The sequence below is a fragment of the Archangium sp. genome (genome assembly GCF_057119385.1).
Map to the genome: position 1 here is coordinate 26,676 of NZ_DBNGVP010000131.1, position 25,463 is coordinate 52,138.

The window sequence follows — 25,463 nt, forward strand, 5'->3', positions numbered from 1 at the left end:
CCCGCATCCTCGAGCTGCTTCTTCAGCTCCGCTCCGTGGGACGGCTCTTCTCGCCCGCCATCGGGAACACCTCCACCGGCCGCTCCGCCCCTCCCGCCAGTTCCACGAAGCGCTTCAGGACGGCCAGCGACTTGATGCCTCCGCCCATCAGCGGCAGGTGCCCGCCTCGCTCGGGCTTCTGGTTCTCGACGGGCGACAGCGCCACCCCGGCGCCGGGATTCGGTTGGATGCGCTGCATGACTCCGCCCGTCTGTATCACAGGCGACACCCGGCCCTTTCCGGGCCGTGCTCGGCTGGATGGTTGCCTTCCAGGGAGGGGCGACACGCTGGCGCACAGTGGATATGTGGTCCGGGCTGATTCACGGACTGGAGTACGGGGACGGATACCCTCACCCCGTCCCTCTCCCGGAGGGAGAGGGGAAGGAGGCGCGATGGGTGGGTTGGGGCGTTCGGTTTGGACGGTGCTCCTGCTGGGTCTGTTGCTGCTCGGCCAGCCGGCCAGTCATGCGGATTCTCCCGCTCCTCCCATCGTCTCCCGCTGCGTCCTCGATGGCACCGTGGATGCCGGCTCCCGCGCCTACCTCGTCGACTGTGTCCGCCGCGCCCACGAGGCCGGTCATCAGGCGCTCCTCGTCCGCCTCGACACTCCCGGCGGTGAGCTCGAGTCCACCCGCGACATCGTCCGCGCCTTCCTCGGCGCCCCCATTCCCGTCCTCGTCTGGGTCGGTCCCTCCGGTGCCCGCGCCGGCAGCGCGGGCGTCTTCATCACCCTCGCCTCCCACCTCGCGGCCATGGCTCCCGGGACCAACATCGGCGCCGCACACCCCGTCGTCGGGCTCACCGGCCAGGACCCCGAGGACGCCGGTGGCAAGGAGATGGCCCGCAAGATCGAGAACGACGCCGTCGCCTTCGTCGAGTCCATCGCCAGACAGCGCGGCCGCAACGTCGAGTGGGCCATCCGCGCCGTCCGCCAGAGCGAGTCCGTCCCCGCCGAGAAGGCCCTCGCCCTCCATGTCATCGAGCACGTCGCCCCCTCCCAGGAAGCCTTCCTCGAGTGGGCCCATGGCCGCTCCGTCACCGTCGGCGACTCGCCCGTCACCCTGCGCACCGCCAACGCCCAGCTCGTCGAGCTGCACCCCTCCTTCTCCCAGCGCTTCCTCCACGCCCTCGCCCAGCCCGCCGTCGTCTACATCCTCTTCCTCCTCGCCGGCCTCGGCATCGCCGTGGAGCTCACCCACCCCGGCCTCATCGCCCCCGGCCTCCTCGGCGTGGTGTGCCTCGTGCTCGCCCTGCTCGCCTCCTCCGCGCTCCCCGTCCGCACCGGCGCCATCGTCCTCATGCTGTTCGGCATCGCCCTGCTCGTCGCCGAGCTCTTCGTCACCAGCGGTCTGCTCGGTGCCGCCGGCCTCGGGCTGCTCGTGCTCGGCGGCGTGTTCCTCGTGGACCGATTCGATCCGGACTGGTTCCTCGACAGCCCCCTGCGCGTTCCCCTGCGCACCATGCTCCCCACCGCCGTCTTCGTCGCCGGGGCCGCCGTCTTCCTCGCCTTCCGCGCCGCGGAAACCCGCCGCAAACCCCAGCTCGCCGGAGACGCGGGCCTCGTCGGCGAGATGGGCCAGGTGCTCGACTCCGTGTCTCCCTCCGGCGGCGAGGTGTTCGTCCATGGCGAGCGCTGGGCCGCCGTCTCCTCCTCTCCCCTTCCCGCCGGTGCCCGCGTGGTCGTGCGCCGCGTGGAGGGGCTCACCCTCTTCGTCGATGAGGTGAAGTCATGACCGATTTCTTCGGCGCCCTCGGGCTCCTCATTCCCCTGGGCATCCTCGTGCTCGCCTTCCTCTCCGGCGTGCGCATCGTCAACGAGTACGAGAACGGCGTCGTCTTCCGGCTCGGCCGCTTCGTGGGCCTCAAGCGCGCCGGCTTCCGGTGGCTCATCCCCTTCGTCGAGCGCATCGTCATCATCGACATGCGCACCGTCGCGCGCGACGTGCCCCCGCAGGACGTCATCACCCGGGACAACGTCAGCGTGAAGGTGAGCGCCGTCGTCTACTTCCGCGTCATCCACGCCGACAAGGCCGTGCTCCAGGTGGAGGACTACCTCTACGCCACCAGCCAGCTCGCGCAGACCACCCTGCGCGCCATCCTCGGCCAGGTGGAGCTCGACCAGCTGCTCTCCGAGCGCGACCGCATCAACCGCGACATCCAGAAGGTGCTCGATGCCCACACCGACCCGTGGGGCATCAAGGTCTCCAACGTCGAGGTGAAGCACATCGACCTGCCCGCGGAGATGCAGCGCGCCATCGCCCGCCAGGCCGAGGCCGAGCGCGAGCGCCGCGCGAAAATCATCGCCGCCGAGGGCGAGCACCAGGCCGCCGAGAAGCTCTCCCTCGCCGCCGAGGTGCTCAACCGCAACCCCATCACCCTCCAGCTCCGCTACCTGCAGACCCTGGTGGAAATCACAGGGGGCGGCAACCAGACCATCATCCCCATTCCCCTGGACCTGATACGGGCGCTCAGCCTGCAGCCCAAGTGAGCGCTCCCGTCAGGCCGCGATGGTGCGGCCCAGGACGCGCTCCCCATTCTCCAGCACGTAGTGGCACCCGCCCGTGTTCCACCCGCTCACTTCGTCCGGTTGAGCTGCGCGAGGACGTACTGGACGTTGTAGGCCAGCCCGCCCCCGTTCTCCGTCACCAGCCCGTAGAGCCGCTGGTACTCCGGCGCGCTGTTGTCCGGGCAGAGCTCCGACATCACCGCGAACCACGTCATCGGCACCGCGCCCGCCTGTACCATCCGCAGCTTCGCGTCGTGGTGCGACTCCGCGCTCAGCCCACCGGACGCGTCACTCACGAAGTACACCTCGTAGCCGTCCTTCAACGCCGACACCACCGTCTGCGCCAGGCACACCTCCGTCCACAGTCCGCACATCACCAGCTTCTTGCGGCCCGTCTTCTTGATGGCCTCCACGAAGGCCGCGTCCGACCAGGCGTTGGTGTTGTTCCGGTCGATGGGCTTCACGCCGGGGAACACCTGCGCGAGCTGCATGAACAGCGGATCCGCCAGCGGGCCGCCCTCGGCCGAGATGGTGGTGAGGACGGTGGGAATCTCCAGCGCCCGCGCCACCTTCGCCAGGCCCGTCACGTTGTTGATGAGCTCCTCGGGCGAGATGGAGCGGACCGGAAAGGCCACGAACGGCTGGTGGTCGATGAAGGCGAAGACGCAGTTGTCCAGGGTGAGGGCGTTGATGTTGCGCATGGGCTGTCTCCAGAAGGGTGGAAAGGGGTGCCGTCGCCGGCGAGACACACAGTAGGAGCGTCCGCCCAGGCGGACCAGGAGGCCCTTTCCGGATGCCCTGTTCGCGTGTACGAACAATGCCATGGTGGACCTCAATGAGATGCAGCTCTTCGTGCGGGTGGTGCGTGAACAGGGCTTCACCCGGGCGGCGAAGGCGCTCGGCATGCCCAAGTCGACGGTGAGCGAGCGTATCTCCCGGCTCGAGGAGCGGCTGGGCGTGCGGCTGCTGCATCGCACCACGCGCAGCGTCCAGGCAACCGAGGTGGGGCAGGCCTACTACGAGGAGTGCACGCGCATCATCGCCCAGGCCGAGGAGGCCGATGCCCGCGTGCGGGATGCCAGCACGGCGCCCCGGGGACTCGTCCGCGTCACGGCGCCCCAGCTCTTCGGACAGGCCTTCCTGGGCACCGCGGTGGCCGAGTTCCTCGCGCGCTACCCGGAGACGGAGGTGGAGCTGGTGCTCACCGACCGCAAGGTGGACCTCGTGGAGGAGGGCTTCGACCTGGCCATCCGCGCGGTGGGCGACACGGATGCCAGCCTCGTCATGCGCAAGCTGGGCGACGCGGACCTGCTCTGCTGCGCCAGCCCCCGGTACCTGCGCGCGCATGGCACCCCGGCCACTCCCGAAGCGCTCTCCTCGCTGGCGTGCATCGTCTTCGGAACGTCCCGGCAGGGGCACACCTGGAGCTTCGAGCGCGAAGGCGAGACGCGCCGGGTGCGCATCCGCGCCCGCTACGCGGTCAACTCCTTCCCGCTCGTCCGGCAGGCCGCCCTCGCGGGCCTGGGCATCGCCCACGTGCCGCGCTTCCTCTGCAGCGAGGAGCTGCGCACGGGCAAGCTCGTCCCCGTGCTCGAGGAGTGGAGCACCGGCCAGTCCACCCTCCGCGCCCTCTACCCGAGCCGGCGCCACCTCTCCGCCGCCGTGCGCGCGCTGTTGGATCTGCTCGTCGAGCGCTTCGCCCGGCAGCCCCCGTGGAAGTGAGTCAGTGCGAGTGCGAGTCCGAACGCACGTCGCCCACGTCCAGCCGCGCGTCGCCCTCCTCCTCCACGCGCGCCACCTCCTGGCGCAGCGGCACCTCCTCCGTCCAGGTGCGCCGCTCCACCGCCTTCTTCAGGTGCACCTCCTCGTAGACCACGGCGCGCTTCACCACCTCCACGTCCTCGCGCCACAGCGGGATGACCTGCTCGAGCTCCTCGAACGCCCCCGCGGGGGTGCCCTCGGGCGCGGCGGTGGCCCCCGGCTGCACGGGCAGGCGCTCCACCACGAGCTCCTCGCGCCGTACCTCCACGGTGAGCTGCTTCAGCTCGGTGCGCACCACCTTGCGCACGCGCACCGCCCCCACGTCGCGCATGCGCAGCAGCGGGTACGCGTCCTCGCGCGCCAGTGGCACCCGCACGTCGTCTCCCTCCTCGCGCACGCTGGCTCCGGAGGTCTCGCGGGCAAGGGACTCCCGCGCCTGGGCGGGCTCGCTCAGGAGGGCCCCGGTGTGCGTCTCGCGCAGCGCCGCGCCTCCGAGCAGCCGGACTTCCCCGTCCTTCACCGCGCCCACGTCACTGCGGGAGACGGTGAAGCGCTGCGGCCAGAAGAAGCCGCGCTCCACCACCAGCACCCCCGCATCGAGCCCCACCAGCGTGCCCAGGCGCCTGCCATCCGCCCCTCGCACCGCGAGACCCGTCCGTAGCTCCTCCGTCCCGTCTCCAGCCATGACTGTCCGCTCCTCGGTTGCCCGTCGTGTCGTGACTCGTCCCCACGGGTGTCCACCACCCGTGCCCTCTCCGTGCCCTCAGTGCAGGTCCTGGTCCGGACGCCCCGTGTCCTCGTGGGCCCCGGGCCGGCGGCCCTCTGGAGCCCCGCGCCGCGCCGTGAGCACCTCGCGCCACCGCGAGCGGACCTGGGAGACGCGGCCCGGCTCCTCCACGGGGTGGGCCCCGGTCGAGGGCCGGCGGCCGATGCCGTGGAACCCTCTCGGCGCGGACAGGCGGCCGGCGAGCAGGGCGCGTCCGAGCGCCGCGCCCACCACCGCGCCCACCACCGCCGCGAGCCCGCTCCACCCCGCGACCGGCAGGACGCCCACGCTGCCCGGCCCCACCAGCGCCGCGAGCAACAGCGCGCCCGCCCAGGAGAGCAATCCGTGCAGGTACGCGCCGAGAATGCCGCGCTCGCCCGAAGCGGACGCCCCCGTCCACGCCGCCACGCCCGCGGCGAGCAGCGGCGCCACCACCCACCACACCTGACGCCCGACTCCGGGCGCCTCTTCCAGCAGCAGCGCCCGGGGCACGTCGCCGAAGCGCAGCAGCACCAGCCACACCGCCGCGCCCAACAGCGCGCCCGTGGCCACCGCGCTCCAGCGCACCTCGGAGAGGGGGTGGAACGTCCTGCGATGGGTCTCGTCCATGGTGTCTCTCCTCGCTCGGGAGTAACGGTCGCGAGCACCCTGACGGGCGCTCCGCTGATCACCATGTGCAGTGCGCTTCCCGCGCGCAGCACCCCTCGGGAAGCCCCGCCTCGCCACATCGGGAGGGCGTCCAGGCAGCAGGGGCCACGTCACTCACCGCGAGGGCGGGCAGGCGGGCAACCCATGAGCCCGGTCTACACTCCGGACACTTCCACCAGGGCACCCCTCCGTATCGGGAGCACAGGCGGGCATCTCATCCAGCGAAGTCCGGTTCCTTCAAGGGACACCGCCAGAGCCGAAGGGCACGCTTTACCTGATTCCTGGTTCGTTGCTTCAAGCGTTCAATGGGGATACTCATGCCAGAGGCGCCAGTTCCGAACGCACAGGGATGGCAGGAGGTCGGCAGTGAGTCCTGAGGAATTGAAGTCCTACCTGAAGAGCGAAGATCCACGCCTTGAGTGGAAACAATCCTCCCGCGATTCGAACGAGATCCTCCAAGCGGTCTGTGCGCTGGCGAATGACCTGGGGGATAGCCGTAAACCCGGGTTCCTGCTCATTGGAGTCAGGAAGGACGGAAGCGTCTTGGGGATCGAAGCCCGAGGCACGAAGCTTGATGACGAGCAGCGGATTCTGGCGGACCGACTTCGCGCAACCAGGCTCTGGCCGACCCCCGCATTCGACATCGACATGGTCGAGTTCGAGGGAAAGTTCGTCTTCGCCGTACGAGTCGAACCCTATGCGGTGCCTCCTATTGTCACGGTGGACGGTATAGCGTGGGTGCGTCAGGGCTCTACAACCCGTCGTGCGACAGAGGCGGACATCCAACGGCTCCGAGAGAGACGACCCGAAAAGCATCACCCCTTTGATTTGCGTCCTTGGCACGGTGCCACCCTGACCGACTTGGACACCACCACACTCAATGCCCGGTACATTGATGCCAGAGAAAGTGTCGAGGACACCGATCTCTTCCCGTCACTTGAGTCCTGGTTAACCCAGGTGCAACTCGGGGCTTCCGTTCAAGGCACCTGGGTGCCCAATCCCACGGCCCTCCTGATCTTCGGCCTGAGTCCGCAGACATTCCTCCCGGGAGCCACCGTAGAACTCGTCCGCTATGTGGGAACGGACATTGATGCTCCGGTAGCCTGGAGGAAGACAGTCACGGGTTCCCTCCCCCAACAATTGGAAACACTTTGGGCTCAGATGAGTGCGCATGTCGTAGCGGTTCCTGGTTCTGTGCAAGGCATTCGCTCTCCCTTCGTGCCTGAATATCCGGTGGACGCCCTCAAAGAACTGGTGCGAAACATGATCCAGCATCGTCAATATGAGGGAACGCACGCGCCCGGACGCATTGAATGGTTCGATGATCGAATTGAATTCTCGAATCCTGGGGGACCTTTCGGCCGAGCGAGCGCGGGAGAATTTGGCACCCAGTCTGATTATCGCAATCCAAACATCACTGATTGGCTGGTCCAGCTCGGTTATGTCGAACAACTTGGCCGAGGCATCCGGCTGGTCCGCAGGTTCCTTGCGAAGAACGATAACCCCGAACTTGAGGTCGAGACGAATGGTTTCACCCGGCTCATCGTCCGGAGGAAGGCATGAAATCTCTCGTTCTGTTCAACAATAAGGGTGGTGTAGGAAAAACCACCTTGACCTTCAACATCGCGCACATGCTGGCCCGAAATGGGCATCGAACTGTCGTCCTCGACTACGATCCGCAGTGCAATCTCTCAGCTATCTTCCTCGGCGACGTACAGCTTTTCGAGATATGGAATGAAGAGAGCAAGGCGATGCAAGCCGGAAAAAAGTCCGGGCGAACAGTCGCGGGCTGCATTGACCTCGTGCGACGTGGAAAGGGGGATGTCCTAGAGCCAACGCTCGTCCCTGTTGCTCCGGACCTTTATCTGCTGCCAGGACACTTGAATCTCAGCAGCTTCGAGCAAACCCTGGCCGAAGAATGGCCCAAGAAGTCCTCCAGGAACAACGAACGCGCTCTCGACGTCACAACGGCCCTCGACGTCCTGTCGAACATGGCCGCAGAGCGTGTGAGTGCCGATATCGTCTTGTTGGATGTCGGCCCTAGCCTTGGTGCTCTGAATCGCGCGGCACTGCTGGCATGTGATGCGGTCATTGTTCCACTCGCGCCTGACCTCTTCAGCCTACAAGGGCTTTCGAACGTGGGCCCCACCCTTGTCGATTGGCGCCATGAATGGGAGGACGCCTGCCGCAACCATCTGAAGGGAAGAGTCCAGGAGTCTCTGCCCATCCACCGATTCAGTCCTATCGGATACATCGTCCAGCAGCACCTTGCACGAGCGGACCGAATGCCCTCGGGTTACGCTCAGTGGGCACTTCAAATTCCAAACTGGTTTCACCGATTCGTTCTTGAAGAGGAGCCCCCCCCCTCCTCACTGACGGTAGAGCAGGACGCGCAGTGTATCGCCTTCATCAAGCACTTCGCGAGCCTGGTGCCCCTGGCCCAGCAGGTGAGGAAACCTCTTTTCGATCTAAAACAAGCGGACGGTATCGGCGGCGGCCAAATCCAAGCCGTGGCCCGGTGTCGACAGCAGTTCACCAAATTGGTTGACCTCTTGCTGGAGCGGCTTGAAGAGGTGCCGGAAGCAACACCCTTCGAGGAAGAATCTCTTCGAGATCGACGTGGACATGGAGGTCGTCCATCTCACTCTTGAACGTAAGAACGGTCTTCAAACTCACGCGTCCCGGTCTCACCACCGCCACGAGAAGGAGCACCCCGCCCAGGCGAGCAGTCCGTGCAGGAACGCGCTGAGGGTGCCTCGTTCGCCCGAGGCCGACGCCGCCCCCGCCGCGAGCAGCGGCGCGACCACCCGCCACAGCTGGCACCTGACTCCGGGCTCCGCTGATGAGCATGCGCAGTGAGCTCCCCTCGCGCAGCACGCCCCGGGAAGCCCCGCCTCGCCACATCGGGAGGGCGTCCAGGCGGCAGGGGCCACGTTACTCACCGCGAGGGCGGGCAGGCAGGTGAGCGCTCTGGGACGCCCGCACATGACTTGTTAGCCTCCACGCCCACGGATGACTCCGGCGAAAAAGGCCGTCACCTTCGGATGTCTGGGGCTCGCAGGGGGCCTGCTCACCTTCCTCCTGGCGGCCATGGGCGCGTTCCAGTTCCAGGCCGGCCAACCCCTTCCAGAAGCACGACATCTGCTTCACCGAGGACCAGCCCGGCACCACCGGCCGCTTCACCGTCTATACGCCGGTCCGCTGCTCGGATGAGACGCAGCGCATCGGTCCCGAGCTGGGCGCCGATTACGCGACGTTGGACTTCGAGGACGTGGACGGAGATGGCACGCCCAAAGTCATCGTCGCCTCCCCCCGCTTCCGCTGCCAGTACTGCACGGGGCTCTGCTACGACGCTTGGCGCCTAGTAGCGAAGGTCTGCCCCACGTGCGATCCCATCTTCACGGTCATCGAGGAGCGGTACCTCGAGGAGCTCGCGCCACAGTGACCGCGGACGGCGAAGGGGAAGCTCAGCGCTCCTTCCGCTCGCCACCGGCCCCGGGCGGTACGACGACCCCGAACATCTCGCGCTTCTCCAGCTCGAGCGCGGCGCGCCCCAGCCGCAACGACGCCAGCGCGAACACCACGATGAACCCCAGCAGCACCACGCCCACCGAGAAGGACACCACCGGCGGCACGTCCGGCACGCCGAAGCGCCGCTGCGACAGGTACAGCAGCGACGTCACCACGAACGAGAGCAGCGCCGCGTAGGCCGTCGCCATCGCCCGCGCCAGCAGCAGGTGCCTCTGGTCCAGGATGCCCACCTCCAGCCGCAGCACCTCGCGCCTCGGACTGTCCTCCGGCAACGAGCGCCACTCCTTCAGCATGTCCCGCGTGCGCGACGTCATCCGTGCGATCTGGTTGTCCAACCCCGTCGCCAGGATGCCGCACGCCGACACCCTCACCGCTGGCGTCACCGCCGCTCCAATCACCCGGATGGAGGAGAGGTCCCACCCGCTCCCCCACCATGCAAGCCAGGTCGCCTGCTCTCCTACATCCCGACACTGGCTTCATGACAGTGACAACTCACCACTGATATCTTGACACCACCGGTGTCGGGTCTTATTGTCAGGGGCGTGAGCACGACGAACACACGCAAGGAGTGGAAGCTGACGGAGCTGGCCGAGGCGGCGGGCGTGTCCCCACGCACCGTGCGCTACTACGTCCAGCGCGGGCTCCTGCCCGCCCCGCCCTTCAAGGGGCCGGACACCGTCTATGGCGAGGAGCACCTGGTCCGCCTCAAGGCCATCCGGGCCCTGCAGGCGCGGTTCCTCCCGCTCGATGCCATCCAGGTGGAGCTGGCGCGGCTGGGCCCCGACGAGCTGAAGGCGCTCACCGAGTCCGAGCCCACCGCTGTCACCTCCTCAACGTCCGCCCCCGCCGCACCGGCCCTCCCCGAGCCGGTGAAGGCCGAGGCCCCTCCCAGCCCCTCCAGCCCGGTGACAAGCTGGCGGCGGTGGGAGTTGGCGCCAGGGCTGGAGCTGCACCTCGCCGATACGGCGGACGCGAAGACCCGGGCGCTCGCGGAACGCGTGCGCGCCCTCATCCAGGAGTCCCAGGAAAGGTAGAGCCATGGAGATCCAGAAGGCAGGGCTGTACACGCAGAGCGGTGCGCAGGTTCCCCTTCAGGGCGTGGACGTCAGCGGCGAGCTCCTCGGAGGCCACGCCCGCGTGCGCGTGCGCCAGCGCTACCGCAACACCGAGTCCAAGCCCGTCGAGGCCGTCTACGTCTTTCCCCTCCCCTCCGACGCCACCCTCACCGCGTTCTCCATGGAGTGCGCCGGCCGCCGCGTGCAGGGCGTCCTCAAGGAGCGCGAGGAGGCCTTCCGCACCTATGACACCGCGGTGACGGCCGGTCATGGCGCCGCGCTGCTCGACCAGGAGCGCCCCAACGTCTTCACCGCCCAGGTGGGCAACCTCCTGCCCGGCGAGGAGACGCTCGTGGAGGTGGAGTTCCTCCAGGCCATCCAGGTGGAGGAGGGCTGCGTGCGCTGGGCCCTGCCCACCCTCGTCGCGCCCCGCTACATCCCCGGCACGCCCTCGGGGGACCGCACCGCCCATGGCGCGGCCGAACCGACGAACCGCGTGCCCGACGCGGACCGCATCACCCCGCCCGTGGGTGACGCGCGCTATGGCCTCACCCTGGACCTGCTCATCTCGCTCGGCCGTGAGGTGGTGGTGGAGAGCCCCTCGCACAAGCTGGACCTCTCCCGCGCCGAGGGCGGCACGCGCGTGAAGCTCTCCCAGCCCCAGGTGGCGCTGGACCGGGACATCGTGCTGAGCATCCGCAGCCCGGACACCAGCACCCCGCTCACCACGCTCGTCACCCACCGCCAGGGCGAGGAGCCGGGCACCTTCGCCCTCACCGTGGTGCCGGACCTGCTGGGCATGGCCTCGGGCCCCAAGCGCCAGGAGGTGGTGTTCGTCGTGGACACCTCGGGCTCCATGGACGGCGAGAGCCTCCCCCAGGCCCAGGGCGCGCTCCGGCTGTGCCTGCGCCACCTGCGCGAGGGAGACCGCTTCAACATCATCGCCTTCGAGAACCGCTTCCACTCCTTCGCCCCGCAGCCGGTGCCCTTCACCCAGAAGACGCTGGAGCAGGCCGACCGCTGGGTGTCCAGCCTGGTCGCCAGTGGTGGCACCGAGCTGCTCCAGCCCATGCGGGCCGCGGTGCAGTCCGTGCCGGACGGCGTGGTGGTGCTGCTCACCGACGGACAGGTGGGCAACGAGTCCGAAATCCTCGATGCGGTGATGGGGGACCGTGGGACGGCGCGCATCTACTCGTTCGGCATCGGCACCAACGTGAGTGACGTGCTGCTCAAGGACATGGCGAAGCAGACGGGCGGCGCGGTGGAGTTCATCCACCCCGGCGAGCGCATCGACGACAAGGTGGTGGCGCAGTTCTCCCGCGCGCTCGCGCCCCGCGTCACCGGCGTGGAGGTGCGCTTCGAGGGCGTGGAGGCCTCGGAGCTGGCCCCCGCCGAGCCGCCCCAGCTCGTGGACGGCACGCCGTGGAGCCTCTTCGGCCGCTACACCACGCCCGGCAACGGCAAGCTGGTGCTCAAGGGCAAGTCGGGCGCGGAGACCTTCTCGCTCTCCATCCCCGTGAGCTTCCCCGCCCGGAGCGACAGGCCCGCGGTGGAGAAGCTGTGGGCCGCCGAGCGCATCCGCTCTTGGCAGGACGCGGCGCTGGTGGGCCGGCGTGCGCAGGCACTCAAGGAGCGCATCGTCCAGTTGGCGCTCGCGCACGGCATCGTCACGCCGTACACGTCCTTCGTCGTGGTGGAGGAGCGCACGGGAGAGCGCCGCGCCTCGGGCCAGCCGGAGACGCGCGTCGTTCCCGTCAACGCCCCCGCCGGCTGGGCCATGTTCGGCACGGCGAAGCGGGAGGAGGCCGCGGACTCCCTCACCCTGGGTGGCTCGAGAGGCGGCGCGTCGCGGCAGCGCACCACGGGTTCGTTCCCGGCAGTGCCCGCGAAGTCCGTCTCCGCCAGCTCCACCCTCGCGGGTATGCCGCCTCCGGGCGTGGGCGCGATTCCTCCCCCCCCGAGTGCGCCGCGTTCCGCCCCGGGGGCCGCGCCGCGTCCTGGGGCCCCCATGGCACCCGCCCCAGCGGCTCCGGCTCGCGCCGCCGCTCCGGCTCCCCAGGAGGCCGCGAAGAAGAAGGGAGGGTTCTTCGGGGCCCTGTTCAAGGACAAGGCCCCGGAGCCCGCGGGAGGGGTCGGCATGGCCGCCCCGAGCGACGACGCGGCGGATGGACTCTCCCTGGGGGCCAGCATGGATGAGCTGAGCTACGAAGGCGAGGCGCAGGCGTTCGAGGAGCTGTCGTTGAGCGCGCCCGCGGCCGAGGCGCCCATGGAGCCGGAGCCCGCGGTTGACGGCGGGGTGGGCCTGCTCGGGACGCAGCTCGCGAGCGGCCTGTGGGCGGGCACGGGTCCGGGCGCCGAGCCCGTGCGCCAGGCCCGCGCCACCGCGCTCGCCCTGCTGGAGCTGCTGCGCCAGGGCATCACCAGCAGCCATGCCCTGCACGGCGCCCAGGTGAAGAAGGCCGTGGAGGCACTGCTCGCGCTCGTCCCGCAGCTCGGCGGCACTCCCGACGTGGCCGAGCTCGCCCTCGGCGTGGCGTGGCTGGTGGCCGCGGGTCCTCGCACCCGTGGGCGCATCGCCCAGGCCGCTCAGCCCATCGCCGGGCTCAGCTCGCGACTGCAGAACGAGGTGGACCTGCGCCAGCACGTCGACGCACTCGCCGCGCGCTGAGCCGGGAATCGGTGCCGGGGCGCAGGACTCGCGCCCCGGCGCCCGCCCTCACTCGTTGGCCACCTTGAGCACGAGCTTGCCCGTGTTCTCGCCCTTGAAGAGCTTGAGCAGGGTGTCCGGGAACGTCTGCAGCCCCTCGACGATGTCCTCGCGCGACTTGAGCTTGCCGGCGGCCATCCAGCCCGCCATCTCGCGCGCGGCCTCGCCGTAGCGCGCGGCATAGTCGAACACCACCATGCCCGTCATGCTCGCGCGGTTGACGAGCAGCGACAGGTAGTTGGACGGGCCCTTCACCGGCGTCGTGTTGTTGTACTGGGAGATGGCGCCACAGATGATGATGCGCGCGCGCATCGCCAGCTGGGTGAGCGCCGCGTCGAGGATGTCGCCCCCCACGTTGTCGAAGTAGACGTCGATGCCGTTGGGGCAGTGCGTGCGCAGCGCCTTCTTGACGTCCTCGGACTTGTAGTCGATGGCGGCGTCGAAGCCGAGCTCCTCGACGATGTACCGGCACTTGTCCGCACCACCCGCGATGCCCACGACCCGGCAGCCCTTGAGCTTCGCGATCTGCCCCACCACCGTTCCCACGGCGCCCGCCGCTCCCGAGACGACCACGGTGTTGCCCGGCTGCGGCTTGCCGATGTCCAGCAGCCCGAAGTACGCCGTCATGCCCGGCATGCCCAGCGTGCCGAGGTACACGGGCAGCGCGGCGAAGCTCGTGTCCACCTGGGTGACGCCCTTGCCGTTGGAGAGCGCGTACTCCTGCACGCCGAAGTAGCCGGAGACATGGTCACCCACCGCGAAGCCCGGGTGCTTGCTGGCGATGACTCGGCCCACGGCGCCGGCTCGCATGACCTCGCCGATGCCCACGGGCGGGATGTACGACTTGCCCTCGTTCATCCACCCGCGCATCGCCGGGTCGAGCGAGATGTAGAGCACCTTGACCAGCAGTTCTCCTTCACCCGGCTCGCGCACGGGCTCTTCGGTGTAGGACCAGTCTTCACGCTTGGGCATGCCCATGGGACGGGCGGCGAGACGGAACTGATGATTGGTGGGGGTCATGGGGCCCCCTCTTAATCTCCAGGGGATGCACGGGCCAGGGGAACGGGGACGGATACCCTCACCCCGGGGGGCTTGCCCCCCCTTTGAACGACGGGGGGCTCCTCTCCCGGAGGGCGAGGGGTGATGGGCACGGTGCAGCCGCGGGACCGTGGTTCCACGGCTGACCTGGTTACAGCGACTCGAGGAAGGAGAGGAGTGCTTCTCGCTCGTCCCTCGAGAGCTGACGGACGGCTTCCCTCGAGGCCTCGGCCTCGCCTCCGTGCCAGAGGATGGCTTCCATCAACGAGCGCGCCCTCCCATCGTGCAGGAAGCGCGTGTGTCCGTTGACCGTCGCCGTGAGTCCGATGCCCCACAGCGGCGCCGTCCGCCACTCGCGCCCCGTCGCCTCGAAGTCCGGCCGTCCGTCCGCGAGTGCCTCGCCCAGGTCGTGCAACAGCAGATCCGTGTAGGGACGGATCGTCTGTCCGGCGAGCTCCGGGTAGCCCTCCAAAGTCCCCGTGCCGAGCGTGGGCCGGTGGCAGCCCGCGCACCCCACGCGGTGGAAGACGGCCTTGCCCTGCAGCACCCGGGGCGCGTCCACGTTCCGCCGCGCTGGCACGGCCGCCACATGCGAATAGAAGGTGAGCGCCGCCAGCCGGAGGGACTCCACTTCCGGAGCGCCACCCGTGGGCGCGTCCCCACAGGCCTGCTCCGCTGGAGTGCAGGGTTGCGCGGTGAAGAGGGGCGTGGTGAGCCCCATGTCTCCCTGGAAGGCCCCCGCGTTCTGCTGCTCCAGGTCCGGCTGGTTGGCCTTCCAGCCGAAGCGTCCCAGCACCTGCCGGCCCTGGCGCACGCTCCACACGCGGTTGGGCCTGCCGGAGATGCCATCTCCATTCGCGTCGTCCGGATCCGCCCACTCCAGCACCGTCTCCTCGGGCACCGCCGCCAGCAGGCCGAGCCCGTGCAGCGGCTGGGCGAGCCGGGGCGAGAGCATCGTCTCCGGGTGCAGCGGGCCATGAGCCGGTGCCTCCAGCACGTACTCCGGAGCCTGCAGGGTGAAGGCCTCTCCGTCCGCGAAGCTGCCCTCGCGCGGCGTGTGGCGCACCACCACCCGCGCCTCGGCCGGCACTCCGGGAATGCCCTTCGGCTGGAGCTGATCTCCATAGGTGGGCTCGGGGAGCGGGCCTCCATTCGGCGCCGTGCCCGGAATGCTCAGGCGCACCAGCAACGCCTCACCCGTGGAGCCGGGCTCGTCCGGCGGCGCGGCCCGCCCATTGGCCGGGTGGCACGAGATGCATGCCACCGCGTGGAAGAGGGGCCCCAGTCCGTCCCGGTCCGCCCGGCTGCTCGAGGCCGGTGCCGGCACCCAATCAATCTCGAAGAGGCCCCGCCCCGAGACGAACCCCGAGCGCCGCTCCAGCGTCAGCGCGGGCAACGCCTGGGAGAAGGCCTGTGCGCCCGTCTGGGTGACGGTGCCCGCCTCACCCCCCGACAGCTCCTCGCCGGGCTCCACCACATCCCAGCGCACCGGAGGCTCCTCGCCTGGAGGAGACGGAGGCTCCTCGCGGCACGCCGCCGCCACGAGGGCCAGTGCCGACGCCAACATCCAGCCGTGGCGTGTCCTCATGGGAGCTTCACCTTCACGGGCTCGGGGTAGGTCCAGTTGTTCTGCAGCTCGTCATTGCCGAGCGAGCCATTGCTGCTCCACCCCCACCCGAAGAGCTGGCCATCCCGGCGCAGCCCGAACCCGTACGTGGAGCCCGCGGCGACGTCCCGCAGCTCCGACAGTCCCACCACCGCCGTGTCCGCGAGCGGATGGGCCTGCTGCTCCGAGCCACTCAGCCCGTTGCCGAGCTGCCCGTTGAAGTTCTGGCCGAAGCCCCACAGCGTGCCATCCGCCTTGAGCGCGAGGCTGAAGTTGGAGTTGGCGGCCACGGCCACCCCCTCCGTCAGGCCCACCACCTTCACCGGCGCGTGCACCTCTTTGCCCGTGCCACTCTCGCCATTGCCCACCTGACCGCTGACGTTGAGTCCCCAGGCGGACACCGTGCCGTCCGCGTGGAGCGCCAGCACGTGGTCGCGTCCGCTCGCGATGTCCACCACGCCGGAGAGGCCCGGCACCCGCGCGGGCTCGGCGTGCGCCAGCGAGTCCTCCGTGCCCTGCCCCAGGTTGCCGAAGTTGTTGTTGCCCCACACCCACACCGAGCCGTCCCGCGTGAGGGCCACCGACTGCTGCGAGCCGCCCGCCAGCTTCACCACGTCCGTCAGCCCACGCACGGGCACCGGGTAGTCGCGGTCCGTGGTGGTGCCATCCCCGAGCTGGCCGTTGTTGTTCTTCCCGAAGGCCACCACCGTGCCGTCCGCCTTCAGCACGAGCGAATGGCTGAAACCGAGCGCTCCGGACACCGCGTCCGTCAGCCCGGGCACCTGCGTGGGCCGGTTGCGGGCCACGGTGTCCGGCGTGCGCGTCTGCCCCTCCACCGGAGGCGTCCCCAGGCCGAGCTGCCCACTGGCATTGGCGCCCCACGTCCACACCGTGCCGTCCTCGCGCACCACCAGCGAGGTGTTGCTGCTGAAGGCGATGGAGGCCACCCGGGTCAGGTCCACCACCGCGGGCGTGGAGCGCGCCGTGGTGTCCCCCACCCCGAGCTGGCCCTGCGTGTTCTGCCCCCACGTGTACAGCCGTCCGCCGCGCACCGCGCCGCCGTGCAGGCCTCCCGCCGACACGAGGTTGCCGAAGTGGAAGGAGACGGACGCCTCGGCCACGTGGCCCACGGCGTCCTCCGCGCGCACCACCACGGTGTTGGCTCCGGGCCGGGGCATCACCTCCAGCGAGAAGGCCCGCCCGCCCTCCGCCTCCGTGGACTCGAGCACCTGGGACTCACCGTCGTTGAGCCGCCAGGTGAGCCGCGCCACGCCGGTGTCATCACCCGCCGTGCCCTCCAGCCGCACGGCCTGGTACGTGCCCAGACGCCGCGCCTCGTACGGCGAGGCGAGCAGCACGGCCGGCGGAGTCAGATCCACCGGAGACGGGGGCGTGTCGGTATCGGGCGGCTTGCCACCACAGCTCCACAGCAGCACGGCTCCGAGCAGGACATGAGGCGAACGTCGGTACATGGCTCTCCCTTCACCGGAGCGGTCCTCCGGCGGAAAGCCTTGCCGCTAACCCATTCCCCCACGGGAGGACAAGCCGCCCCTCAGCGCTCGCGCAGCGGAGGCGTGACCGTCTGGCCCCCGTCCACCGGCTGGGGCCAGCCCGACTGCTCCCGCTCCGGCTGGTAGTTCTGCACCTCGCGCACCATGAAGAAGGCCACCGCCGACAGCACGCCCACGTCGTCCAGCCAGCCCAGGATGGGCAGGAAGTCCGGCAGCGCGTCCACGGGCGACACGAAGTAGATGACGGCGAACAGCCCGGCCAGCCTCCGCCACAGCGGCACGCGCGGGTCTCGCACGTAACGGAAGAACCGGGTCCCCATTGCTCGAAGGCCTGCGACGTTCATGTCCTCTCCTACGAATGGAGGGCGCGCTCCATTGCGACCCCTCCACCGTAGGTGCCTGGCCGCTCGCGGGGCAAGCGGCCTCGCTCGCGAGTGTCCTCAGTCGACCTCGTCCTCGCACCGGTCCTTGTCCGGCTTGTCCTTCCCGGGCTTGTCCGCCCGCGCCCCGCGCACCTCTGGCTCCTTGCACTCGTCATCCGGGTCCGGGTGCTTGTCGAAGGGCGGGCGCCGCGCGAGGAAGGCCTCCAGCAGCTGCTGCCGCGGCGGGAGGAAGGTGCCCACCAGCGCCTCCGAGAGCCCGAAGCGCGGGCCATCCGGCCCCACATCCGTCGTGCGCTCGCTCACGTGCACGAAGGTGAAGAGCGTCGTCTTGCTGGGCCAGGTGAGCCCACCACCGAGGTCCGCCTTGGTGCTCAGCTGGTGGCACCCCGCGCACGAGAGCGTCTGCACCCGCGCGACGATGTTGTCCACCGTGAGCGGGCTGCCCAGCTCCTCGAGCCGCTTCTGGAGCTTCCTGCGCAGCGGGCTGTCCCCCTTCCCCATCTGGTGGGCGTAGAGGTTCTCCGTTCCGTTCGCGTGGCTCTGCCCGCTGTTGAACCGGTCGTCCACGTCCAGCCTGTAGCGCAGCAGCTCATTGCCCGCCAACGTCTCCACCTGGGACACGAGCGACTCCGAGAACGCCTCCTTCAACGGGTGCTCCTGCTTCGTGCTGAAGAGCACGCCGGCCGGGTTCGTCTTCACCGTGTCCGGCTCGAAGCGCATCACGCACGAGTCCCCCGTGCACCGCTTGCGCAGGCGGAACTCACGCAGCGTCCACGTGCCCTGCACGCTGCTCTGAATGAACTGGTTGGTGCGCACCTGCCCCGTCGCCTGCTCCGTGGCGTTGCCGAGGTGGTCGGGGTGGATGACCGGCGGGAACTTCCCCACGCCCTCGAAGTAGAAGCGGTGCAGCGCCTCGGCGCGCGCCGCCGGGTCGGGCTCCTGTGAGAGCTCCGCCCAGAAGCGCGCCACCTTGCGGCACCCCTCCAGCCCCTTCTTCGGCTTCGGGTTGGGCAGCACCCCCTCGAAGGCGATCAGGTTGCGCTGCCGCGCTTCGGTCATCCCCGAGCGGCGCGCGAAGACGATGCGGTACTCCCCGCAGTCGCTCCCGTCCTGCGCCGCCAGATCGAAACGGTTGAAGAGTCCAATCGGCACGTACGCCGCCGGGTTCGTCGCTGGCTCGAGGAAGGGATTCTCCAGTGCCTGCTTCCACTCCTCGCGCGGACACGAGTAGGGGTAGCTGTTGAAGATCGGCTTTCCATCCGGCAGCTGCTCGTCATCGCAGTGCGGGCCGCCCAGCCCCAGCCCCGGCGCCTTCCGCTGCGAGTCCCACCACTCCTGGTACAGCCTCAGCCCCGTCAGCCCCGGAATGCCGCTCTGCTCCGCCAGCCGGTTCATCACCTCCTCGAACCTGAAGCGCGCCAGGATGACCTCGTCCGTCACCGCCAGCGAGCGCCGCGGCTCCACGACGATGTCCTCCCCCGGCTCCGCCAGCGTCCGCGGCCCACTCACTGCCAGCAGACTGATGCCCCGGCGCTCCGGATGCCGCGAGACCTGGGGCTCCGTGGGAACAGGTGGCGACTCCACGGACGCACGACAGGCCGTCAGGGCCGTGGCTCCCGCCAGGGCCAGGACCAAGAACGAACGCATTGAACCCCCCTCCGCAAGCCTCCAGAACTTAATGATGCGTGCAAGGCGGGGTTGACCGTCCGGCCCAGGACAGCCGGTACGGGGTTTCCTCGTGCGCGTTCTGTGCGGGGTTCCACTGTGGGCCTGCCCTCGAGGGCGACCGTCATCCCTCACCCCAGCCCTCTCCCAGAGGGAGAGGGGGCTTCACACGGGCTCAACTCGCGGCCCGGATACCCTCACCCCGTCCCTCTCCCGGAGGGAGAGGGGTTGTGGGGGCGAGTGGGGTGGGTGATGGGGATGGAGTGATGCTTCAGCTCTGCTCGGGCTCCGGCTCCGAGTCCGAGGACCCGGTGTCCGGCGACGGCTCTTCGCTGCTCTCCGTGGCCGCTCCGGTGTCCGACGGCTCCTCCGACGCCACCGCTTCCACCGGTGGTGTCGTCTCGCCCCCGTTCTCCGTCTCGTCCTCCGACTCCGGCAACTTCGAGATGCCCGTCACCTTCTCGTCCGCGCTCTCCAGCGCGATCAGCCGCACGCCCTGCGTGTTGCGGCCAATGACGGAGATCTCCTTCGCCTTCATCCGGATGAGCATTCCGCCGTTCGTCACCAACATCACCTCGTCCTTGTCCGTCACCTGGACCAGGCCCACCACCTTGCCGTTCCGCTCGGTGGTCTTGATGTCGATGATGCCCTTGCCGCCTCGGCCCTGCTGACGGTACTCGCTCTCCTGCGTCCGCTTGCCGTAGCCGTTCTCCGTCACCGTCAGGATGGTGGTGTCCTTCTCCACCACGTCCGCCCCCACCACCTCGTCCCCGTCCTCCAGCGTGATTCCCTTCACGCCGTACGCCTGACGGCCCATCGAGCGCACCTCGCTCTCCGGGAAGCGGATGCTCATGCCCGTCGCCGTCGACAGCAGGATGTCCTTCGTCCCGTCGGTGATCTTCACCGCCACGAGCTCGTCACCCTCGTCGATGCCCAGCGCGATGATGCCGCTCGCCCGCACGTTGGCGAACGCCGACAGGTCCGTGCGCTTCACCACGCCGCGCTTCGTCACGAAGAACACGAACTGGTTCTCGGCGAACTCCCGCGTCACCAGCACCTGCGCCAGCCGCTCGCCCTCGCCGAACTGCACCAGGTTCACAATGGCCTTGCCGCGCGACGTCCGGCCCGCCGACGGAATCTCATGCACCTTCAGCGAGTACAGCCGGCCCTTGTTCGTGATCGGCATCAGGAAGGCGTGCGTGCTCGCCACGAACAGGTCGGTGACGAAATCGTCTTCCTTCGTCGTCGCCCCCGTCTTGCCGCGTCCACCGCGCTTCTGCGCCCGGTACTCGGACAGCGGCGAGCGCTTCACGTAGCCCGTGTGCGACAGCGTGACCACCATCGTCTCCTCGGCGATGAGGTCCTCGCTGGTGATTTCGTCCACCGCGCCGGTGATCTCCGTGCGCCGCTTGTCACCGTAGCGCTCGCGGATCTCCTTCAGCTCCGTCTTGATGACGTTGAGCAGGCTCGACTCGTTGGCGAGGATGTCCTCCAGGCGGAGGATCTCCCGGATGAGGTCCACGAGCTCGCGGAACAGCTCCTCGCGCTGCAGGCCGGTGAGGCGCTGCAGGCGCATCTCGAGGATGTTCTTCGCCTGCTCCTCGCTGAAGCCCGAGCCCTCGTACTTGTGCTCCAGGCCCGAGTAGCTCGGCACCTCGGCGCGCGCGCGCGAGACGAGCAGTTCCATCTGCGCCTTGGCCTTCTCGTAGTCGATGCGCTGCAGGTTGCGGAAGCGCTCGTGCTCGTAGAGGGCCGGCGAGAGGATGTTCATCAGGCCCCAGCGCGCCTCGTCCGGATCCTTCGAGGCGCGGATGAGGCTCACCACCAGGTCGATGAGGTCCTGCGCGACGAGCAAGCCCTCGACGATGTGGCGGCGGGCGCGCGCCTTGCGCAGCTCGAAGCGGCTGCGGCGCGTCACCACGTCGCGGCGGTGCGAGATGAAGCGCTCGAGCAGCTCCTTGAGCGTGAGCGTGCGCGGCTGGCCGCCGTCGATGGCCAGCATCACCGCCCCGAAGGTCGTCTCCAGCGGGGTGTTGGCGAACAGGTTGTTGAGCACCACCGCGGACATCGCATCGCGCTTGAGCTCGATGACGATGCGCATGCCCTGCCGGTCGCTCTCGTCGCGGATGTCGCTGATGCCCTCCAGCTTCTTCTCGCGCACCAGGTCGGCGATCTTCTCGATGAGCCGCGCCTTGTTCACCTGGTAGGGAATCTCCGTGACGATGATGGCCTCACGGTCTCCCTTCTTGGAGGTCTCGATCTCCGTGCGGGCGCGCAGGGTGATCTGCCCGCGGCCCGTCTCGTAGGCGCGGATGATGCCCTCGCGGCCGGAGATGAAGCCGGCGGTGGGGAAGTCCGGACCGGGGATGAACTGCATCAGCTCCCGGACGGTGGTCTCGGGGTGGTCGATGAGGTGCAGCGTCCCGTCGAGCACCTCGGTCATGTTGTGCGGCGGGATGTTGGTGGTCATACCCACCGCGATGCCCGTGCTGCCGTTGACCAGGAGGTTGGGGAACTTGCTGGGGAGGACGAGCGGCTCGACGGTGGAGTCGTCGTAGTTGGGACCGAAGTCGACGGTCTCCTTGTCGATGTCCGAGAGCATCTCCTCGGCGAGGCGGTCCATGCGCACTTCGGTGTAGCGCATGGCGGCGGGGGAATCGCCGTCCACCGAGCCGAAGTTGCCCTGGCCGTCCACCAGGAGGTAGCGGAGGCTCCACTCCTGGGCCAGACGCACCATGGCGTCGTAGACGGCGGTGTCGCCGTGGGGGTGGTACTTACCGATGACGTCACCCACCACGCGCGCGGACTTCTTGTAGGCGCGGTTGTGGTAGTTGCCCAGGTCGTTCATCGCGTAGAGGACGCGGCGATGCACGGGCTTGAGGCCGTCACGCACGTCGGGCAGGGCGCGCCCGATGATGACGGACATCGAGTAGTCGAGATACGAGCGGCGCATCTCGTCTTCGATGTTGACGGGGATGAGTTCTCCCACGCTGCCCGAAGGCGGAGGAGCGGGGGGCGTTGCCGGCTTGTCGGTGGTGTCGTCGGCCATGAAATCTGTGAGGTGTCGAGGGGGCCCGCACGAGGGGGCCCATCTGGGTAACGTGGTTACCTAACCCCCGGATTTTCCTGCGTCAACAAGGGAAACACGGGGGTGGTGAGGGGTAGCCAGAAAGGCGGTCCCGAGCCTGCTCGGCCGGGGGGTTCCAAGGCCCCTTCCGGGACCGTTTTTCACCCCTTCAACGGATGAGCGAGCGCGCTTGTTGCACCAGCGGAACCAACCGTGACGAATCCTTCCAGCCCCGCAGGCTCTCGGAGCCGATGCCGTGCCGCTGGATGAGCGAGCGGAGGACGTCGCGAACCCGCTCGCCGTCCGCTCCGGTCCGGCCCTCATCCGCTCGCCAGGACTGCTCCTCCAGCCGCGTCCAGCGTGCGGGCGTCCACCGTTCGTCGTCGGGAATATCCGGGCGCTGGGCGTCCCACAATTCGTAGGCCACTTCGATCAGCCCCGCCCGGGCGTCCTCGATGGCCTCCGAGGGGAGGAGCCGGACACGGGGCACGTACTCGCGCTCGAAGAGCCACCAGAGCACGGGGGCGAACTCATGCGGCTCGGGCGAGAGGGGGGCCAGCCGGGCCAGGACGAGTTGCCGCATCCGGGCCGAGGCCTCCTGGTGCCAGTACTCGGCGTGAAGCAGGCGCTCGGGGCCGTTGCGGGGCGGGTGGGACGGCGCCCGGGCGGCGCGCTTGCGGAGCTCGGCCACCATGAGGCCCTTCGCGTCCACGTCGGACAGCCGGCGCCACACCGAGGCCAGCGCGGCCTCTCCTCGCTGCCACCCCAGCTGCAGTTCCTCGCGCTGCGCCTGGGTGAAGGGGATGCGGCCGGTGAGCAGCATGGGGTGGGCGAAGAGCGGCTCCAGGAAGGCCCCGAAGGCGGCGGCCTCGCGGAGCGCGGGCAGCGAGTCCGGGAGCAGCTCCAGCGCGGTGCTCGCGCGCAGGTGCGGAGGGATTTCGCGGGGGATGGTGACGAGCCACTCCTCCAGTGCGTCCATCAAGCGGCCCAGGGGCTCCTGGGGACTGCGCCCGAGCTTGCGGGCCACGTCGCGGACGAGCTGCTCGTGGAGCGAGTGGACCTCGTGGAGACAGCGGACGGTGGGGTTGCTGGTGGGCCAGGCCTCGGCCTGGGCGCGGCGCAGGGCGGGGCCGAGCATCGCGTCCAGGGCGTCCTGGTGGGCCGCGATGTCGCGCAGCAGGGGAAGTTCCCGCCGCAGCCGCTCCTGCCAACGGGACTCGGCGAGCACCAGCACCAGCCGGTAGTAGCGCTCGCGAGCGGGCTCCAGCAGTTCCGCCCGGCCCTCGAGGCGCCGTTGGTATTCGTCGCGCGGAGCTCCCATGGTGAGGAGGAGTATACCTCCCGCGACGCGGTCCTCAGGTGACTCGTTCCCGGGACAGGGCGTCGTATTCCGCGCAGCGCTCCAGGAACCGCAGGATGGCCGCCCGGTGGTCTCCCCCGGCCTCTTCCAGGTACAGCCCGGCCCATCCTCTTCCTGAGGGGAACTCGTTCCGAACGTCGCGCAGCCAGGCGCTGAACTCCTGGTAGCGCGAGTCCTCGACTCCCCCGCAGTACAGGTGGAAGCGCACGCCGTGTACGAACGCGGCCGCGGCCTCTACATCCAGCCTGCCGAAGAACATCTCCGGCATCACCCCACCCAGAATCTGTTCCCGGATGAAGCGCAGCACATCCAGGGTCGAAACGAATTGGCCCTTCCACGCCTCGGGGGGACGAATCGCGCTCATGGAGTCACCGTGTACTGAAGCGTCCCCAGGTACGTCATGGCTGCTTGATACTCGGCCCAGGTCATTCCCACCGATCCTGTAAAGGCATCAAAGATTCTTCCATCATTGCGCACGGCCACATGGAAGTTGTTGTCCGCATGTCTCCAGCCGTGCTCGAGATGCGGATGAGTTGGGGACTCTGACCCAACTGCCTGAAACCCTCGGCGATCGCGTTGGCCGTGGACTGGCAAGCGTTGGGAGCACGGCTTGCCGTATCGAAAGCCTTCTGAAGTGCCGTGAACCACCTCGGCAACTGCGATGCGCCCGTGGCCAGCAAGTAGTAATCGCCGGCCGCCGCGACCTCGCCGCGCAGAATCAATACGAGCGTGTGCGTCCGGACCGAATCGGGAACTCCGCCGGCCAGGTCGGTGAAACGGATCGGATGGCCCAAGGCAAGGACTGGCGTCGGATGACCGACAGCCCCGGATGCATCCGCGTCCTGAAAGGGGGCGAGCAGCAGCACGGCACACATCAGGATTCGAAGCGCCCGGCCCATGACCACCTCCAAAGCTCGAGAACGAGGATACGCCTCCTCGTTCATGGGCATCAGCCCACCTGAGCCATGGTGTTGTCTTTGGGACGCAGCGGAGCGGCGAGCCGCTCGGCCTCGGCGCCCAGGGGACCTTCCGGGTCCAACTCCTTGGCGCGCTCGAAGGCCGCGAGTGCACCCGTGCGGTCTCCCTTCAGCTTGAGGGCCACTCCCACGTTGAGGTGCGCGCCGATGTTGTCGCGGTCCATGGCGAGCGCATCGCGGAAGTGCGTCAGCGCATCGTCCAGGTCACCCGCGAGCAGGGCCTCCTTGCCGGCCTGCACGCGCTTGTCCGCGTCGTTGACGAACTCCACCTGCAGCAGGCTGCCACCGGCCACCGTGAAGACGAGCGCGCGCAGGATGCCGCCCCAGTAGAACGTCAGGCCCTCGGCGGCGACCACCGCGGCGATGGGCAGATCCGGCAGCAACTGCTTGCCCCGGAACTTGAAGCGCACCTTCGTGTACCGGCCCTTGTTGGCCCAGTGCACCAGCTCGCCGCGCAACTTGCTCAGGCTCTCCTCGACGCGCTTGGGATCGATCTCGAAGGGCAGCGTGGGGCCAGCCACGGGCTCGCCCGCGGGCAAGGCCTTCATCTCGGACTCGGGCTCGGAGATGGGGAGCGCCGCGTCCGCGGTGATCTCCTCGGGCTCGGGAGCGGACACCGGGGCGGCGCGCTTCTTCGCGGCGGCGGGCTTCTTCTTCGCCGGAGCCACACGCTTCTTCACGGGCGCGGGGCTCTTCTTCGCGGAAACGGCGCTCTTCTTCTTCGGAGCCTCGCGGGTGGCCTTCTTCCGGCTCGCCGGGGCCTTGCGGGATGCGGTCTTCGCCATGGTGGGTAGACTCTAACCAGTCGCGAGCCGGCTTGCTCGCGGGTGCGCCTCGCCGGGC

The 25,463-nt window shown here is 69.0% G+C and carries 23 protein-coding genes; 8 read left to right on the forward strand and 15 right to left on the reverse strand.

Annotation, left to right across the window (positions count from 1 at the left end):
* Positions 1–22: 22 nt before the first annotated feature.
* The gene (locus AC16DP_RS31970; RefSeq protein ID WP_329727885.1) at positions 23–238 is read right to left on the reverse strand and encodes a hypothetical protein; all 216 of its coding nucleotides are present in this window, start codon (positions 236–238) and stop codon (positions 23–25) included.
* A gap of 202 nt (positions 239–440) precedes the next feature.
* Between AC16DP_RS31970 and AC16DP_RS31975 the strand changes: the two genes are divergently transcribed.
* Positions 441–1,772 (forward strand): NfeD family protein, encoded by a 1,332-nt coding sequence (locus AC16DP_RS31975; RefSeq protein ID WP_414640698.1) that lies wholly within the window; start codon positions 441–443, stop codon positions 1,770–1,772.
* Positions 1,769–2,527, forward strand: a complete 759-nt coding sequence (locus tag AC16DP_RS31980; protein WP_329727887.1) for a slipin family protein — start codon at positions 1,769–1,771, stop codon at positions 2,525–2,527. The genes AC16DP_RS31975 and AC16DP_RS31980 overlap by 4 nt, the downstream gene beginning before the upstream one ends.
* Before the next feature lie 86 nt (positions 2,528–2,613).
* Here AC16DP_RS31980 and AC16DP_RS31985 read toward each other — a convergent pair whose 3' ends face one another.
* On the reverse strand, positions 2,614–3,246 hold the full coding sequence (locus AC16DP_RS31985) for a hydrolase (RefSeq protein WP_329727888.1): 633 nt from the start codon (positions 3,244–3,246) through the stop codon (positions 2,614–2,616).
* 121 nt (positions 3,247–3,367) lie between these two features.
* On the opposite strand from AC16DP_RS31985, the gene AC16DP_RS31990 reads away from it, so the two are divergent.
* Positions 3,368–4,267 carry a LysR family transcriptional regulator gene (locus AC16DP_RS31990; protein WP_329727889.1) on the forward strand — a complete coding sequence of 300 codons (900 nt, stop codon included), beginning with the start codon at positions 3,368–3,370 and terminating at the stop codon, positions 4,265–4,267.
* Between the two features lies 1 nt (position 4,268).
* Here AC16DP_RS31990 and AC16DP_RS31995 read toward each other — a convergent pair whose 3' ends face one another.
* The gene (locus tag AC16DP_RS31995) at positions 4,269–4,991 is read right to left on the reverse strand and encodes a YsnF/AvaK domain-containing protein (protein WP_329727890.1); all 723 of its coding nucleotides are present in this window, start codon (positions 4,989–4,991) and stop codon (positions 4,269–4,271) included.
* Between the two features lie 78 nt (positions 4,992–5,069).
* Positions 5,070–5,681 (reverse strand): hypothetical protein, encoded by a 612-nt coding sequence (locus tag AC16DP_RS32000; RefSeq protein WP_329727891.1) that lies wholly within the window; start codon positions 5,679–5,681, stop codon positions 5,070–5,072.
* Positions 5,682–6,086: 405 nt separating this feature from the next.
* Here AC16DP_RS32000 and AC16DP_RS32005 point away from each other — a divergent pair, with 405 nt between their 5' ends.
* The 3 genes from AC16DP_RS32005 to AC16DP_RS32015 all read left to right on the forward strand — a co-directional run bounded on the left by AC16DP_RS32005 (position 6,087) and on the right by AC16DP_RS32015 (position 9,165).
* Positions 6,087–7,283 (forward strand): RNA-binding domain-containing protein, encoded by a 1,197-nt coding sequence (locus tag AC16DP_RS32005; protein WP_329727892.1) that lies wholly within the window; start codon positions 6,087–6,089, stop codon positions 7,281–7,283.
* On the forward strand, positions 7,280–8,371 hold the full coding sequence (locus AC16DP_RS32010; protein ID WP_329727893.1) for a ParA family protein: 1,092 nt from the start codon (positions 7,280–7,282) through the stop codon (positions 8,369–8,371). The genes AC16DP_RS32005 and AC16DP_RS32010 overlap by 4 nt, the downstream gene beginning before the upstream one ends.
* Before the next feature lie 605 nt (positions 8,372–8,976).
* Positions 8,977–9,165, forward strand: coding sequence for a hypothetical protein (locus tag AC16DP_RS32015; protein ID WP_329727894.1), 189 nt, complete (start codon positions 8,977–8,979; stop codon positions 9,163–9,165).
* Between the two features lie 22 nt (positions 9,166–9,187).
* Here AC16DP_RS32015 and AC16DP_RS32020 read toward each other — a convergent pair whose 3' ends face one another.
* Positions 9,188–9,634 (reverse strand): DUF2721 domain-containing protein, encoded by a 447-nt coding sequence (locus AC16DP_RS32020; RefSeq protein ID WP_329727895.1) that lies wholly within the window; start codon positions 9,632–9,634, stop codon positions 9,188–9,190.
* Positions 9,635–9,793: 159 nt separating this feature from the next.
* Between AC16DP_RS32020 and AC16DP_RS32025 the strand changes: the two genes are divergently transcribed.
* Together AC16DP_RS32025 and AC16DP_RS32030 are read left to right on the forward strand one after the other, a co-directional pair.
* The gene (locus AC16DP_RS32025) at positions 9,794–10,285 is read left to right on the forward strand and encodes a helix-turn-helix domain-containing protein (protein WP_329727896.1); all 492 of its coding nucleotides are present in this window, start codon (positions 9,794–9,796) and stop codon (positions 10,283–10,285) included.
* Between the two features lie 4 nt (positions 10,286–10,289).
* Positions 10,290–12,974, forward strand: coding sequence for a VIT domain-containing protein (locus tag AC16DP_RS32030; RefSeq protein ID WP_329727897.1), 2,685 nt, complete (start codon positions 10,290–10,292; stop codon positions 12,972–12,974).
* A gap of 48 nt (positions 12,975–13,022) precedes the next feature.
* Here the strand turns inward: AC16DP_RS32030 and AC16DP_RS32035 are convergent, their stop codons facing one another.
* The 10 genes from AC16DP_RS32035 to AC16DP_RS32080 form a co-directional block, all read right to left on the reverse strand.
* Positions 13,023–14,033 (reverse strand): NADP-dependent oxidoreductase, encoded by a 1,011-nt coding sequence (locus AC16DP_RS32035; RefSeq protein ID WP_329727898.1) that lies wholly within the window; start codon positions 14,031–14,033, stop codon positions 13,023–13,025.
* A gap of 169 nt (positions 14,034–14,202) precedes the next feature.
* A complete protein-coding gene (locus AC16DP_RS32040; protein WP_329727899.1) occupies positions 14,203–15,639 on the reverse strand; it encodes a di-heme oxidoreductase family protein in 1,437 nt (478 codons plus the stop codon).
* Positions 15,636–17,129: an RCC1 domain-containing protein gene (locus tag AC16DP_RS32045; protein WP_329727900.1), complete on the reverse strand. Its 1,494-nt coding sequence runs from the start codon at positions 17,127–17,129 to the stop codon at positions 15,636–15,638. Before AC16DP_RS32045 ends, AC16DP_RS32040 begins: the two co-directional genes overlap by 4 nt.
* 80 nt (positions 17,130–17,209) lie before the next feature.
* On the reverse strand, positions 17,210–17,512 hold the full coding sequence (locus AC16DP_RS32050; RefSeq protein ID WP_329727901.1) for a YkvA family protein: 303 nt from the start codon (positions 17,510–17,512) through the stop codon (positions 17,210–17,212).
* Between the two features lie 96 nt (positions 17,513–17,608).
* Positions 17,609–19,198 (reverse strand): hypothetical protein, encoded by a 1,590-nt coding sequence (locus AC16DP_RS32055; RefSeq protein WP_329727902.1) that lies wholly within the window; start codon positions 19,196–19,198, stop codon positions 17,609–17,611.
* 289 nt (positions 19,199–19,487) lie between these two features.
* Positions 19,488–22,265 carry a DNA gyrase subunit A gene (gene gyrA, locus AC16DP_RS32060; RefSeq protein WP_329727903.1) on the reverse strand — a complete coding sequence of 926 codons (2,778 nt, stop codon included), beginning with the start codon at positions 22,263–22,265 and terminating at the stop codon, positions 19,488–19,490.
* Positions 22,266–22,452: 187 nt separating this feature from the next.
* On the reverse strand, positions 22,453–23,604 hold the full coding sequence (locus tag AC16DP_RS32065) for a hypothetical protein (protein WP_329727904.1): 1,152 nt from the start codon (positions 23,602–23,604) through the stop codon (positions 22,453–22,455).
* Positions 23,605–23,638: 34 nt separating this feature from the next.
* Complete coding sequence (locus AC16DP_RS32070; protein ID WP_329727905.1) at positions 23,639–24,007, reverse strand: hypothetical protein; 369 nt, start codon at positions 24,005–24,007, stop codon at positions 23,639–23,641.
* 61 nt (positions 24,008–24,068) lie between these two features.
* Positions 24,069–24,587: a hypothetical protein gene (locus AC16DP_RS32075; RefSeq protein WP_329727906.1), complete on the reverse strand. Its 519-nt coding sequence runs from the start codon at positions 24,585–24,587 to the stop codon at positions 24,069–24,071.
* 5 nt (positions 24,588–24,592) lie between these two features.
* Positions 24,593–25,405: a tetratricopeptide repeat protein gene (locus tag AC16DP_RS32080; RefSeq protein WP_329727907.1), complete on the reverse strand. Its 813-nt coding sequence runs from the start codon at positions 25,403–25,405 to the stop codon at positions 24,593–24,595.
* Positions 25,406–25,463: the final 58 nt, after the last annotated feature.

Coding starts and splice junctions, on each gene's coding strand:
- AC16DP_RS31970 (WP_329727885.1), bottom strand. CDS start 238: ATGCAGCGCATCCAACCGAATCCCGGCGCCGGGGTGGCGCTGTCGCCC.
- AC16DP_RS31980 (WP_329727887.1), top strand. CDS start 1,769: ATGACCGATTTCTTCGGCGCCCTCGGGCTCCTCATTCCCCTGGGCATC.
- AC16DP_RS31985 (WP_329727888.1), bottom strand. CDS start 3,246: ATGCGCAACATCAACGCCCTCACCCTGGACAACTGCGTCTTCGCCTTC.
- AC16DP_RS31990 (WP_329727889.1), top strand. CDS start 3,368: ATGGTGGACCTCAATGAGATGCAGCTCTTCGTGCGGGTGGTGCGTGAA.
- AC16DP_RS31995 (WP_329727890.1), bottom strand. CDS start 4,991: ATGGCTGGAGACGGGACGGAGGAGCTACGGACGGGTCTCGCGGTGCGA.
- AC16DP_RS32000 (WP_329727891.1), bottom strand. CDS start 5,681: ATGGACGAGACCCATCGCAGGACGTTCCACCCCCTCTCCGAGGTGCGC.
- AC16DP_RS32010 (WP_329727893.1), top strand. CDS start 7,280: ATGAAATCTCTCGTTCTGTTCAACAATAAGGGTGGTGTAGGAAAAACC.
- AC16DP_RS32030 (WP_329727897.1), top strand. CDS start 10,290: ATGGAGATCCAGAAGGCAGGGCTGTACACGCAGAGCGGTGCGCAGGTT.
- AC16DP_RS32035 (WP_329727898.1), bottom strand. CDS start 14,033: ATGACCCCCACCAATCATCAGTTCCGTCTCGCCGCCCGTCCCATGGGC.
- AC16DP_RS32040 (WP_329727899.1), bottom strand. CDS start 15,639: ATGAGGACACGCCACGGCTGGATGTTGGCGTCGGCACTGGCCCTCGTG.
- AC16DP_RS32045 (WP_329727900.1), bottom strand. CDS start 17,129: ATGTACCGACGTTCGCCTCATGTCCTGCTCGGAGCCGTGCTGCTGTGG.
- AC16DP_RS32050 (WP_329727901.1), bottom strand. CDS start 17,512: ATGAACGTCGCAGGCCTTCGAGCAATGGGGACCCGGTTCTTCCGTTAC.
- AC16DP_RS32055 (WP_329727902.1), bottom strand. CDS start 19,198: ATGCGTTCGTTCTTGGTCCTGGCCCTGGCGGGAGCCACGGCCCTGACG.
- gyrA (WP_329727903.1), bottom strand. CDS start 22,265: ATGGCCGACGACACCACCGACAAGCCGGCAACGCCCCCCGCTCCTCCG.
- AC16DP_RS32065 (WP_329727904.1), bottom strand. CDS start 23,604: ATGGGAGCTCCGCGCGACGAATACCAACGGCGCCTCGAGGGCCGGGCG.
- AC16DP_RS32070 (WP_329727905.1), bottom strand. CDS start 24,007: ATGAGCGCGATTCGTCCCCCCGAGGCGTGGAAGGGCCAATTCGTTTCG.
- AC16DP_RS32075 (WP_329727906.1), bottom strand. CDS start 24,587: ATGAACGAGGAGGCGTATCCTCGTTCTCGAGCTTTGGAGGTGGTCATG.
- AC16DP_RS32080 (WP_329727907.1), bottom strand. CDS start 25,405: ATGGCGAAGACCGCATCCCGCAAGGCCCCGGCGAGCCGGAAGAAGGCC.